The following is a 12,682-nucleotide window of genomic DNA, read 5'->3' as shown; positions in this document are numbered from 1 at the left end:
GTGTTACATCTGAAGACGACATTGATCCGTGACGAACGACGTGAAGGAAAAGACCATGACAAAGATCCATATTCGCAAAGCAGAAGGCACCTGGGTGGTGCGCTCCGGTGGTGCCGTGCTGGGCGAGAGCAGCAACGCGCTTGAGCTGAGCGAGGGCGATCTGGCGCCCGTCATCTATTTTCCCCGTGGCGACATCGCGACAGCCTTCCTCGACCGCAGCGACAAGACCACCCACTGCCCGGCCAAAGGCGATGCCAGCTACTTCTCGATTGTGAACAAATCATCCGTGACCGAAAACGCGGTCTGGAGCTACGAAACCCCCAATGAGGCCGTAGCGCAGATCAAGGACCACCTTGCCTTCGTCACCGGTGACACCGTGAAAGTGGAGCGGATCTAGGCCCGCCCCGATCGGCAAAAACACGCTCTTATGCAGTCAGGGCGCCCCGTCTCGGGGCGCCTTTTTCGTGGATAAGCAGCCTTTCGCTCATCAGGAAACCGCGCTGGGAACCGGGCAACCCACCGCCCGCAGGCCCCGGCGCAGCGGCGCGCGATTGTCGGAAAACTCCATCTGATGGGTCGCGAACGGATCCGAAAAACGGCCAATGACGCGGTCGGAGAATTCGGACTTCACATATTCTCCCGACACAGAAATTAGAAAGATGCACGTATAACGATCATATTGATCGTTATTTCGCTACCGTTTTTGCAGGCCAAAGAGAGCCCGCCCGGAACCCTGCCCCAGGACCAAATAAGATACCGACGAAGAAACAAATAGGCGCGACGGATGTCGCATGCCCCCCTAGTTCAGGATGGTCTGACAAAGATGCTGACGCGCGGCCTCCACGGCCTCACCGGTACAGAACATCTGTGCATCCCGTGCGCTTTGAACGACATAGTCGATCAGGGCCTCATAAGACGCCCGCTCATTTTCCTGCTCTACTGCCTTCGCCACTGTTTCAGCCTCTGTCGGGCTGATTGTTTTGTGTTGCATGTTTTCACTTCCGAAGAATGATCACCATTATCCTTATGTTAACCATATTTAAGCCGCTGGGCCGATAAAGGTTAAAATTTCTTCTGGAAAAAAGCGAACACCCGTTTCAGAAATATCACATATTTGGGATCGTCTTTTGCGGGTAAACTTGTCTTTAAGCGACGGCTTTATGGGAAATGTCGCAAATTGACGATGAGCCGCCGTAGTTTTCAATCCTCAACTATGCTCCTCCGCAGCCGCCGCAGCCAGCGCACGGGTGTAGGCTTTCAGCGAATCAATGTGGTAAAGGGCCCCGATGAGATTCGGCGGATTATCGCCGCCCTCCCCTTCGGCCAGTACCGGCAGATAGCTGAGATCGGCCCGGTCGAAGATCGGCATCGCCGCCTCCAGCGAGGCAGAGGCGCGGACCGACAGCCCCTGGTCAATCAGCGCGGCGCAGTCCTCCGCGCTGGCGCAGCGCGGATCGCCCAGGGGCCGCATCACCGCTCCGGCGCGCAGCATCGACAGCAGATAGGCCTGTGGCCCCGCCGCGCAATGAATATTGCGCCGCTCCAGCTGGGTGAGAAAGAACGACCGGTCGACAATCCGCGACGCCAGCGCCGTCGACATCGACACCGCCACCATCACCGCCAGGCCGATCTGCCAGTCGCCGGTCAGTTCGAACACGATCAGCGTCGTGGAAATCGGCGCGCCGAGCACCGCCGCCGCCACGGCGCCCATCCCGGCAAAGGCATAGAGCGTATGCGTCCCCGACACATCCGGCAGAACAGCGGTCGCAATCAGCCCGAAGGCGAGCCCGGTCAGCGCCCCGACCATCAGCGACGGCGAGAACACCCCGCCCCCCATGCGCCCGCCCATGGTGATCGCCACGGCCGCGGTTTTGACCATGGCAAAGAGAATGGTCTGATGCAGCACCAGCGCGCCCGTGAGGGCCAGAACCGTGGTTTCATAGCCAACGCCAATGATATGGGGAAACCAGACCGCAAGCCCGCCCAGCAGCAGGCCAGAGGCCGCCGGACGCAGCCATCGCGGCAGACCCAGCTTTGTCTGCACAGCATTGCCGATTTCCTCGGCAAAGAAGATCGACCGCATCAGCACCACCGCCACGATCCCGCAGATCAGCCCAAGCATCAGAAAGGCCGGCAGCTCGACGTAGAATTGCAGCGCCCCCGGCGTGATCAGATCGAACTCCGTCACATCGCCATATTCCAGCCGGTTGATCACGGTTCCGGCCACAGAGGCGATGACAATGGGCGCAAAGGCATGGACCGCGAAATGCCGCAGCACCACCTCCAGCGCAAAGAGCGCCCCGGCGATAGGCGCATTGAAGCTGGCAGAAACCGCCGCCGCCACCGCACAGCCCAGGAGATCGCGCCCGGTGATGCCATCGGCCTGAATGCGATTGCTGACCCAGGTCGAGATCACCCCCGCCATATGCACCACCGGCCCCTCGCGACCGGTTGATCCGCCGGTACTGAGCGTGATCAGAGAGGCACAGGCAGACGCCAGACCGGCGCGAATTTCCACCCGCCCATCGCCAAGCGCGGCGCCCTCGATCACATCGGCAACGGATCGCACCCGGGCATCCGGCGTAAACCGGTGCAGGATCAGCCCCACCACCAGCCCGCCAAGGGTCGGAATGATCATCAGCCAGTACCAGGGCATGTCCTGTGCGAAACTATGCAGGAAATTCACATCCTCCGCGCCATAGACCCAGGCCTGAAAGGCAGTGATCCCCTTGCGGAAGAACAGCGCCGCAAACCCGGCAGCGATCCCGATCAGCAAGGCGATAAACCAGAATTGAAACTGGCTCGGCCCCCGGTGGCGCAGCACCCGCCAGACATCCCGCACGCCAGCAACCCCCTGAGCCAGCTGGGCGGAAATGGCGGAGCGTATGGTCTGTGGCATGAACCCGATTGTCCCGGTGTCGTTCTTGTCTGTTTACGCGGCAAACTATCGGCAGGTTGGTTAAGCCATCGTGAAAACTCAACAGCTTAGAACGATCCGGGCAACAGTTTTAGCTCAGCCCACCAGCAGCGCCCTGGCGGCGGCGCGGGCCTCCGAGGTGATTGTATCACCTGAAACCATACGCGCCAGCTCATCGACCCGTTCGTCCTCATCCAGCGGCACCACCTGCGACAGCGTCTGCCCGTCGACAACCTGCTTCTGCACCCGCCAATGATGCGCGCCCTGGGCCGCCACCTGCGGCGAATGGGTCACAACCAGCACCTGCCCGCCATCTGCCAGCGCCTTCAGCCGCCGCCCCACCGCATCCGCCGTCGCGCCGCCCACACCGCGGTCGATCTCGTCAAAGATCATCGTCTGATTGCCGGTCTCGCCGCGCAGGCAGACCTTCAGCGCCAGCAAAAAGCGGCTCAGCTCACCGCCCGAGGCGATCTTGTTCAGCGGCCCCGCCGGCGCGCCGGGGTTTGTGGCCACAGTAAAGGCAACCGCGTCCTTGCCCTCCGGTCCCGGCTCGGCCTCGGTCAGCCGTGTTTCAAACACCGCGCGTTCCATCTTGAGCGGGGCCAGCTCAGCCATCACCGCCGCATCCAGTGCCGCCGCCGTCTCCCGCCGCGCCGCCGACAGCTGCGCCGCCGCCCCCGTATAGGCCGCCTCGGCCTCGGCCAGTGCGGCCTCCTGATCGGCGAGATCCTGATCCCCGGCGTCCACCGCCGCCAGTTTCTCGCGCAGGGTTTCAGCATAGCCGCCCAGATCATCAGGCAGCACATCATGTTTGCGGGCCAGCGCGCGGATGGCAAACAGCCGCTCCTCGCTCTCTTCCAGCTCACCGGGATTGAACTCCAGCCCGTCGAGCACACGGGCAACGCCATCCTGCGCCTCACCCAGTTCGATCATCGCCCGCAACAGCGCCGCAATCGGCGCATCCAGCGCCGAGTCCGCCTGCGCAGAGACCCCTTCCAGCCAGCGCTGCGCATCCCCCAGTGCCGTTTCGGCACCATCGGTCAGGATGCTCTGGGCGCGCTGGATATCGCCACGGATCCGCTCAGCGGACTGCATCTCGCGGCGGCGCTGATCCAGTGCAGCATCCTCGCCGGGCTGCGGGTCAAGCGCGTCCAGCTCCGCCACCGCATGGCGCAGGAAATCCTCTTCGGCGCGGATGGCCTCCAGCGCGGCGCGGGTTTCGGCAACGCTCTTTCGGGCGCGGCTGGCAGCGGCCCAGCGATCACGGACGGTCCGCAGAAGATCGCCAAGACCGGCAAACTCATCCAGCATGGCGCGGTGGCCGCGCGGGTTCAGCAGGCCCCGGTCATCATGCTGGCCATGCAATTCCAGCAGCGTGTCCGACAGCGCCCGCAGTACCTCGCCCGAACAGCGCCGGTCATTCACCCAGGCGGTCTTGCGTCCCTCGGCGGTGTTCACCCGGCGCAACAGCAGCGTATCGCCTCCGGGCAGCCCCGCCTCAGCCAGCACCGCATGGGCCGGATGGTCGGGCGACAGCTCGAACTCGGCCAGCACCTCCCCCTGTTTGGCGCCCTGGCGCACCAGTTCGGCCCGGCCCCGCCAGCCCAGCACAAAACCAAGCGAATCCAGCAGGATCGACTTGCCGGCCCCGGTCTCCCCGGTCAGCACATTGAGACCCGGCTGAAAATTCAGCTCAAGATGGTCGATGATCAGGATATCGCGAATATCAAGCGCGCGCAGCATGGCCCGGCCCCAATTGCGGAAGTGGCAATTAAAGCCACTCCCCCTTGATGGACTGACGGTAGATCTGGCTCAACCAGTTGTTGCCGACATCGCGCATTTTCAGCCCGTTGTCTGTCAGCAGCTTAAAGCTGTCCTCATACCATTCGGTCGATTGATAGTTATGGCCCAGAATGGCACCGGCGGTCTGCGCCTCATTCACCAGCCCCAGCGACAGATAGGCCTCGACCAGACGGTGCAGCGCCTCTGCGGTATGGGTTGTGGTCTGGAAATCCTCGACCACAACGCGGAACCGGTTCACCGCCGAGGTATAATGCCCCTTGCGCAGATAGTAGCGGCCGATCTCCATCTCCTTGCCCGCCAGATGGTCAAAGGCAAGGTCGAACTTCAGGATTGCCGAGCTCGCATATTCGCTGTCCGGGTAGACCTCGATCACGGTGCGCAGCGATTGCAGCGCCTGAAAGGTCAGGCCCTGATCGCGGCCCACTTCGTCGATCTGATCATAGTAGCTCAGCGCCAGCAGATACTGCGCATAAGCGGCGTCTTCTTCGGTCGGGTAGAAGTCGATATAGCGCTGTGCGGCAGCGCGGCTGTCCTCGTAGTCACGCCCCAGATGATAGGCATAGGCCTGCATGATCAGGGCCTGTTTCGCCCAGGAGGAATAGGGGTAAAGACGTTCGATCTCGGAGAAGTAAAAGGCCGCATCCTCGGTCCGGTTGCGCTCCATCTCGAATTCGCCGCGCTCGTAGATCTGCTCCGGGGTGAACCCGTCAAGTGGCTGCGAACTCTTGGCCGCGCCCCCGTCTCCGCCACATCCCGAAAGCGCAGCTACGAGTAGAACCGCGCCGATGGTTTTGGCTGCCGCCCCCATGCCCATCATGTTCGCCTAACCTCACCGTCATTTACTTACGGGTGTGAACCCCGGTTCTGCCCGGTCTAGCACATTCAATTGACGCGCAAAACGTCTTTAACCGATTTCCCGCCCACTTGGCAGAGAAAGCGCGGCGGGGTCAAGAGTGCGAAGCAGCCCCGGCCCGCCACAACATGGCCCACGCCAGCCGATACCCCATGCCGCGCCGGGGTTCGCCGCATCCGAAAACATTGGTCAATATGAGGTGAGCGCTGCAAGGGTTCGAACCAAACGGGGTCTGGACAAGTCCCGGCAAGCCGCTTTGGGGCACGGTGAGGCGGCGCGCTGCGCCGTGAAGCCGCCGGTGTGATCTTCGAACCGCCCCGCCCCTCTAGGGTCACGACCTAAGGACGGCTCGAAGATCTCCCCCGGTGCCCCCGGCGCAATCTGCCCCGGTCGGGCTGCGCCAACGCATAGGCCTGTATTGGATCGAACTGTGGTGCAGTCTGCGCCCGGCGTCTGTGCTGCAATCATCAGTTCGCGAGTGACCGGAGTGCTGTCGTTGCAGCCCGCGGTCCGGTTGGCGCCGGGTGCACCCCGATTGTCCGGGGGAACCCAGGTTGAACGTCAGGCCCCCCAGCCGACGTTCCCGCCCGATAGCCTCAATTCAGTTACGCAACGCGGCGCGCATCGGTCGGGATCTCCGCCCAGACCAGCCCCTGCCCCGGCAGGCGCGCTGTCATCGCTGCATCGCAGCTCACCTGACGCACCGCGCCGGGTGTCGCAAAGACCGCCCGCAGCAATGTGTTGGTCAGCGAATGACCGGCACGCTCGCCGATATAGTGGCCAAAGACCGGGCCACCCGCCAGCGACAGATCACCAAGCGCGTCCAGCATCTTGTGGCGCACCGGCTCATCCGAGTGGCGCAGCCCCGCGCCGCTCTCGACCTGCGGGCCGTCGAACACAACCGCGTTCTCGCCGGGGACACCCCCCAGCGCCAGACCATTGGCCTGCATGCTTTCGACGTCAACGCGACGGCAGAAGGTGCGGCTGTCGCAAAGCTCACGCGCAAAGGCACCATTGCGCAGATCCAGCGTCTTGCTCTGACGGCCAATCGCCGTCTCGGCAAAGTCGATGTGGAACTCGATGGTCAGGCGGTTGCTCGGCAACAGGGTGGCGGTGGCACCGTCATGGCTGACACTCACCGGCTTCAGGATCTGATAGGCGGTGACCGGCGCCGCAAGGCGCTGAATACCGGTCTGCATGATGCCCCGCACGAAATGCGCCGAAGACCCATCCATGATCGGCACTTCCGGGCCGTCGATATCAATCATCACATTGTGGATGCCACAGCCCGCCAGCGCGGCCATGATATGCTCCACCGTGGAAACCGAAACACCGGAGGCATTGACCAGCCGCGTGCACAATGGCGTCCGCTCGACCCGGTCCCAAAGCGCCGGCACCATGGTGTTGCCCAAAGCGATGTCAGTGCGCCGGAAGCAGATGCCGTGGCCAGCCGATGCAGGCTTCAGGATCATGCGAACGGGTTTGCCGGAGTGGAGCCCCACACCGTCAAACGTCACTGATGCTTTAAGCGTATTCTGCACGATGGCCTCATTCCGTAAGGGTGGGCCGTACTTGGGCCCTTGTTGCGGAACAGAGGTAAGGTGTCACTTCGTTAGGCTCAACTCAATCTTTGTAACGGAATGAAACATCCCTGTAACAGATCGGCAAAACCCTGCCCAACCGGCACCAACTCGCTGATTTAAAACGAAAAAAGGTCGCCATATGGCGACCTTTTTGACTTATATGTGATCAGCTCAGTTGGCTTGACGGCGCAGGAATGCGGGAATTTCGATGCGTTCCTGCTCAGGGTTCGCCTGCCGCTGCGGCTGCGCTGCGGGTGCCGCCTGCTGGCCGTGATGCGCAACCTGGGGCTGGTGCATCGGGGCCTGCTGTGCGGCGGCCTGCTGCATGGGCGGCTGCTGACGTGCCGGTTGCTGCGGCTTGGCGGCCTGACCTTCAGCGGCGCTGCCGGTCATGCGATGGATCAGCGAATTGAGCCCAAAGCGGCGCTGTTCGTGACCCGCTGCGGCGGGCTGCTGCACCTGCTGAGGCTGCTGCTGCACCTGCTGCGGAGCCCGCGGCTGAACCGTGTCGATCGACGGGCGCTGCTGCATCTGTGTCTGCTGCATCGGCTGCTGAGGCTGGGCGCGCTGCGCAGCCGCCTGAAGCCGCACGATCGCCTCTGGCGACGGGGTACCGGGTGCGGGCGCCTTTGGTGCCACAAAGCTCTCGGCCTGATGGGCCGCAACTTCGGCCTGCGGCTGGAATTCCGGCGCGGGCGTGCCCTGATAGGCCGGTGCGGGCAGACCGTCGGCGCCCAGCTGTTCGCCTGCGTCCTCCAGTACCTCTTCATAGTGACCTTCAGCGGCGGCCTGACCATCGTCGAATTCCGCAAACAGCGACGGCTCTTCCTGAGCGGCGACCACGGGTTCGGCGGCAGCTGCGGGCTGCTCAACCGGGGTGCTCAGCTCCAGCGGCGCGGCGCTGCGGCTGTCTTCGACGCTGACGGTCTGCTTCAGCGGTGCCGACATCGGACGGCGCGGCACCGGAATGTCGGAGTGCACATCCACGGCATCAATACCGGTGGCCACAACGGAAACCCGCATCTTGCCTTCCATCGCGGTGTCGAGGGTCGAGCCGACGATGATGTTTGCGTTGGGATCGACCTCTTCGCGAATGCGGTTGGCCGCTTCGTCCAGTTCAAACAGGGTCAGGTCATGTGCGCCGGTGATGTTGATCAGAACACCCTTCGCGCCCTTGAGGCTGATTTCGTCCAGCAGCGGGTTCGCGATGGCCTTCTCGGCGGCCTGCACGGCGCGATCTTCGCCCTCGGCCTCGCCGGTGCCCATCATCGCCTTGCCCATCTCGTCCATCACGGCGCGCACGTCCGCAAAGTCGAGGTTGATGAGACCCGGACGCACCATCAGATCGGTCACGCCTTTGACACCCTGATAAAGGACATCATCCGCCATCGAGAACGCCTCGGTGAAGGTGGTCTTTTCATTGGCCAGACGGAACAGATTCTGGTTCGGAATGATGATCAGCGTATCGACGACCTTTTGCAGGGCTTCGACACCCTCCTCGGCCTGACGCATCCGCTTGTTGCCTTCGAACTGGAACGGCTTGGTGACAACGCCAACGGTCAGCACACCCAGTTCACGGGCGGCCTGCGCGATGATCGGCGCAGCCCCGGTGCCGGTGCCGCCGCCCATACCTGCGGTGATAAAGCACATATGCGCGCCCGCGAGGTGATCAACGATCTGTTCAATGCTTTCTTCAGCAGCGGCAGACCCAACCGAGGGGCGCGCGCCGGCGCCCAGACCTTCGGTGACTTTGATGCCCAGCTGGACGCGGCTTTTGGAGGCGCTTTGCTGCAGCGCCTGCGCGTCGGTATTGGCGACGACAAAATCCACGCCGTCCAGCTGTTTGTCGATCATGTTGTTGACGGCATTGCCGCCTGCCCCGCCGACGCCAAACACGGTAATCCGGGGCTTCAGCTCTTCCTGGCCGGGCATCGAAAGGTTCAAGGTCATGCTCGTTCCGCCTGTGTTATCAGCCCTCCCGCAAGGGCCTATTCCTGTCCATCTTTGCGACAATCCTACCGCGCAGCACGAGTCGCGTCATCCAAAAAAGCGCTATTTTCCACAAAATATAGACATAGTATTGTCTAATTTCGCGACATTTCGCCGATTTTGGCAAATGCTGTGGAAAGCCCAGCAACACACCACAACATGACGGCAGCCTCCGAAAACCAAAGCCCTCGAAAGCACATCTCGTCACTGATACTGGTGGCCACTGCTCGGCCTACATGCGCCGCATGATGCGGTCGTTACCGGAACATTAACGCGGCAGGATTTCGCTGTCACCCGCGAAACCACTTTGCCAGCAAAGTTTTTCGTTAACATTTGATTAATGAAGACGGCGCTGCGAAGACGCGGAGCGGGCCTGTCCCCCCTACTCCGACAGAGGCCTCACCAGTTGTCGCGGAACCATTTTACCGCCCGTTTCAGCGTGCCGCTGGCGTTGCGGTCCACCGGCATCTCAAAATCCCACCACTCATCCTGCGGATGGGCGGCAAACAGGCTGAGACCAACGGCGGAGGCAAAGCCGGGACCGGTTGCCGACTGCGGCAGGCCGTGAACCCGCAAAGGCCGGCCGAGGCGCACCTGCTGCCCCAGAACGCGACTGGCCAGCCCGTCCAACCCCATGATCTGGCTGGAGCCGCCGGTCAGCACGATCTGCTGGCTTGGCAGGCTGTCAAACCCTGCCGCATCCAGACGGGCGCGCACCTCTTCAAGGATCTCTTCGACGCGCGGCCGCATGATCCCGATCAGTTCAGCCCGGCTGACAGTGCGGCGGTCATGTTCCCAGTCGCCGGTATCGGCGTGGATATCAATCATCTCACGGTCATCGGCGCCGGTGGCATGGACGCCACCGTGAAAGGTCTTGATCCGCTCGGCGTTGGCCGTTGGCACCCCCAGCCCCATAGAAATATCGCTGGTGATGTGATCACCGCCCATACGCACCGCATCGGCATAGATCATATGTTTCTTCATAAAGACCGAAATCGAGGTCGAGCCGCCGCCCATGTCGATACAGGCCGCCCCCAGCTCCTGCTCATCCTCAACCAGTGCCGCGAACCCGGACGCATAGGCCGAGGACGCGATGCCCGCCAGCTCCAGATCACAGCGCTGGATGCAGCGCACCAGATTCTGCACGGTCAGCGCATCAACCGTCAGCATGTGCATATCCGCTGCAAGGGTCTGCCCCATCTGCCCGCGCGGGTCATTCAGACCCGACCGGTTGTCCAGCGCAAAGTTCACCGGCTGGGCATGCAGCACCTCGCGTCCGGCGCCATATTCCGGCACCTCGCAGGCCGCCAGCACGCGGGCGATTTCATTCTCGGTCACCACCTGACCTTCCAGATCCACCTGCGCATCCAGCCCGTAGGATCGCGGATTGGCCCCGGAAAAACAGGCGATCACATGATCCACCCGCACCTCGGCCATCTTCTGCGCGGCCTGAACCGCCGTGCGGATCGCACGTTCGGTTTCCTGCATGGCGGTGATCTCGCCGAACTGCACCCCGCGCGAGCGCGTGGTGGCCGCACCGATCACCCGGAACCCCGACTGCCCCGCCAGAGACCCAATGGAATTATCCTCGCTCAGCCGCCCGGTGCCGTCGAAACGCAGCACCAGACAGGCAATCTTGGAACTGCCCACATCCAGAATGGCCACAACACCGCGCTGCATCGCCTGGCGTCGCATCTGCCGCATGGCTCTTTGGGATTGGTAGAGATCGGTCATATCATAGCCCGCCTGCGTTCAACTGTCGGATCCGCCACCAGTCCTCGACGGCGTTTTCGGTCATTCTTACGGTTGGACGCGCCGCCAGGCGCATATCCACCACCGCCACATCACGCTCCAGAAGGTCGCGCACTTCGCTGACGGCAATCACCCGCTCCAATGCGGGCACCGGATTTTCGGCCGGCAGCATGATCCGCTGGCCACGGTCCAGCACCAGATCCCAGCGCCGTTCGCCAATCCGCACCAGCCCACGCATCCGCGGCCCCAGCGGCTTGGCCACCGCAAACAGCCGCAGCGCCTCCTCAATGGCGTCGTCGGCATTGCGCCCGGCCACCAGCGGCAGATCCGGGTGCATATTGCGCGCGCCCAGCTCAGCCACATGCACGCCATTGGCATCCAGCAGCGCCAGACCTTCGCGGCTGCGCCAGACAACTGCGGGTTTGCGCTCTTCCACCGTGACCTGAAGCACCCCACCCGGGCGGATCCGCACATCCGCCGTCCGCACCGGATCCAGACCGGTGATTTCGTCGCGGATCTGGGCCAGATCCAGATCGAAGGAGCTGATGGGAAAATCAATCGGCACCACTTCGCGAATATCTTCGGCCACGCTGCGCCCCGCCCCGTCGATGGCCATCACATTGACCATGAATTCGGGGCGCTCCTCGATCGAGGCCCGCAGATCGCTGATCATCACCTGCAATCGGTCGCGTCGCGCCTCATCGGCCATGAACACGGTGCCGGCCACAAAGACCAGACAGAAGGGAATGCCAAAACGCACACCAAAGCGAATGCCCGGGGTCAGCATCCAGCGTTGGATGCGATAGGTCAGACGGGAGGGGGCAGGATCGGAACGCCCCTCGCGAGGTTTGCGAAACCGCGTGATCAGCGAGGGCATGTCGCATCCTCAACCAACCAGGCGCAGAGCTGCCCGAATGTCATACCCACATGTTCCGCCTGCTCCGGCGTCAGCGACGTCGGCGTCATTCCGGGCTGGGTATTGGTCTCCAGCAGGATCAGCCCCTCGGCGCCGCGCGTCTCGTCCCAGCGAAAATCGGTGCGGCTGATGCCCCGGCACCCCAGCGCCTCATGGGCCTTCACTGCATATTCGAGACAGAGCGCAAAGATCTCCTCCGGGAGATCCGCAGGCAGCACATGACGCGAGCCACCGGGTTTGTACTTGGCGTCATAGTCATACCAGCCGTCGGTCAGGATATCGGTCACCGTCAGTGGTCTGTCGCCCAGTACGGTGGTGGTCAGCTCGCGGCCGGGGGCAAAGCTCTCGACCATCACCTGATCGGGCATGTCCTGCGACAGCTGCGGCGGACCGTTGGCGACTTCATTCACCAGATAGACCCCCACGCTGGAGCCTTCGTTATTCGGCTTCACCACATAGGGCGGCGCCATCACATGGCCGGCCATCACCTCGGTCTTGGAATAGATGCCGCTCTCGACAACCGGCAGACCTGCGGCGCGATAGATGGATTTGGCCCGCTGCTTGTCCATCGCCAGGGCAGAGGCCAGCACGCCGGAGTGGGTATAGGGGATGCCGAGCCATTCCAGCAGCCCCTGCACGCAGCCATCCTCGCCCCAGCGGCCATGCAGGGCGTTGAACACCACGTCAGGACGATCCGCCTGCAAACGCGCCGCGAGATCCGGACCCGCGTCCAGTTCTGTAACCTGATATCCCTCGTCCCGCAGCGCGGTGGCGCATTCGCGCCCTGTGGACAAAGACACCTCGCGTTCAGCCGAGGGGCCACCCATCAATACCGCCACTTTCGGGAGTGTCCTGCTCGACTTACTCAC

The 12,682-nt window shown here is 62.8% G+C and carries 11 protein-coding genes; 1 reads left to right on the top strand and 10 read right to left on the bottom strand.

The genetic code is table 11. The features are described from left to right. The first annotated feature begins 55 nt into the window (after positions 1–55). Entirely contained in the window at positions 56–397 is a 342-nt protein-coding gene (locus VWY75_RS05855; protein ID WP_340545056.1) for a DUF427 domain-containing protein, read from the top strand. Positions 398–487: 90 nt separating this feature from the next. Here VWY75_RS05855 and VWY75_RS05850 read toward each other — a convergent pair whose 3' ends face one another. The 10 genes from VWY75_RS05850 to VWY75_RS05805 form a co-directional block, all read right to left on the bottom strand. Further along, on the bottom strand, positions 488–631 hold the full coding sequence (locus VWY75_RS05850; RefSeq protein WP_416539201.1) for a hypothetical protein: 144 nt from the start codon (positions 629–631) through the stop codon (positions 488–490). A gap of 168 nt (positions 632–799) precedes the next feature. Then, positions 800–991: a hypothetical protein gene (locus VWY75_RS05845; RefSeq protein ID WP_340545054.1), complete on the bottom strand. Its 192-nt coding sequence runs from the start codon at positions 989–991 to the stop codon at positions 800–802. Between the two features lie 216 nt (positions 992–1,207). After that, complete coding sequence (locus tag VWY75_RS05840; RefSeq protein ID WP_340545053.1) at positions 1,208–2,899, bottom strand: chloride channel protein; 1,692 nt, start codon at positions 2,897–2,899, stop codon at positions 1,208–1,210. A gap of 114 nt (positions 2,900–3,013) precedes the next feature. Beyond that, the gene (gene recN / locus VWY75_RS05835) at positions 3,014–4,660 is read right to left on the bottom strand and encodes a DNA repair protein RecN (RefSeq protein WP_340545052.1); all 1,647 of its coding nucleotides are present in this window, start codon (positions 4,658–4,660) and stop codon (positions 3,014–3,016) included. Between the two features lie 28 nt (positions 4,661–4,688). Then, the gene (locus VWY75_RS05830; RefSeq protein WP_340545051.1) at positions 4,689–5,537 is read right to left on the bottom strand and encodes an outer membrane protein assembly factor BamD; all 849 of its coding nucleotides are present in this window, start codon (positions 5,535–5,537) and stop codon (positions 4,689–4,691) included. A 641-nt stretch (positions 5,538–6,178) separates the two neighbouring features. Then, entirely contained in the window at positions 6,179–7,114 is a 936-nt protein-coding gene (gene lpxC / locus VWY75_RS05825) for a UDP-3-O-acyl-N-acetylglucosamine deacetylase (protein WP_416536765.1), read from the bottom strand. Between the two features lie 213 nt (positions 7,115–7,327). Continuing rightward, a complete protein-coding gene (ftsZ, locus tag VWY75_RS05820; RefSeq protein WP_416539200.1) occupies positions 7,328–9,106 on the bottom strand; it encodes a cell division protein FtsZ in 1,779 nt (592 codons plus the stop codon). 438 nt (positions 9,107–9,544) lie between these two features. Then, positions 9,545–10,879 (bottom strand): cell division protein FtsA, encoded by a 1,335-nt coding sequence (ftsA, locus tag VWY75_RS05815; RefSeq protein WP_014874087.1) that lies wholly within the window; start codon positions 10,877–10,879, stop codon positions 9,545–9,547. A 1-nt stretch (position 10,880) separates the two neighbouring features. After that, positions 10,881–11,774 carry a cell division protein FtsQ/DivIB gene (locus tag VWY75_RS05810; protein WP_340545048.1) on the bottom strand — a complete coding sequence of 298 codons (894 nt, stop codon included), beginning with the start codon at positions 11,772–11,774 and terminating at the stop codon, positions 10,881–10,883. Then, a complete protein-coding gene (locus VWY75_RS05805) occupies positions 11,762–12,682 on the bottom strand; it encodes a D-alanine--D-alanine ligase (RefSeq protein WP_340545047.1) in 921 nt (306 codons plus the stop codon). The genes VWY75_RS05810 and VWY75_RS05805 overlap by 13 nt, the downstream gene beginning before the upstream one ends.

The organism is Phaeobacter sp. JH20_08 (assembly GCF_048056635.1).
GTDB classification, from domain to species: domain Bacteria; phylum Pseudomonadota; class Alphaproteobacteria; order Rhodobacterales; family Rhodobacteraceae; genus Phaeobacter; species Phaeobacter bryozoorum.
This window is presented reverse-complemented; position numbering and strand designations above follow the sequence as displayed.

Excerpts from the sequence above, each read along its gene's own strand:
- VWY75_RS05855 (WP_340545056.1), top strand. The coding sequence starts at position 56 with ATGACAAAGATCCATATTCGCAAAGCAGAAGGCACCTGGGTGGTGCGC.
- VWY75_RS05845 (WP_340545054.1), bottom strand. The coding sequence starts at position 991 with ATGCAACACAAAACAATCAGCCCGACAGAGGCTGAAACAGTGGCGAAG.
- VWY75_RS05840 (WP_340545053.1), bottom strand. The coding sequence starts at position 2,899 with ATGCCACAGACCATACGCTCCGCCATTTCCGCCCAGCTGGCTCAGGGG.
- recN (WP_340545052.1), bottom strand. The coding sequence starts at position 4,660 with ATGCTGCGCGCGCTTGATATTCGCGATATCCTGATCATCGACCATCTT.
- VWY75_RS05830 (WP_340545051.1), bottom strand. The coding sequence starts at position 5,537 with ATGATGGGCATGGGGGCGGCAGCCAAAACCATCGGCGCGGTTCTACTC.
- ftsZ (WP_416539200.1), bottom strand. The coding sequence starts at position 9,106 with ATGACCTTGAACCTTTCGATGCCCGGCCAGGAAGAGCTGAAGCCCCGG.
- ftsA (WP_014874087.1), bottom strand. The coding sequence starts at position 10,879 with ATGACCGATCTCTACCAATCCCAAAGAGCCATGCGGCAGATGCGACGC.
- VWY75_RS05810 (WP_340545048.1), bottom strand. The coding sequence starts at position 11,774 with ATGCCCTCGCTGATCACGCGGTTTCGCAAACCTCGCGAGGGGCGTTCC.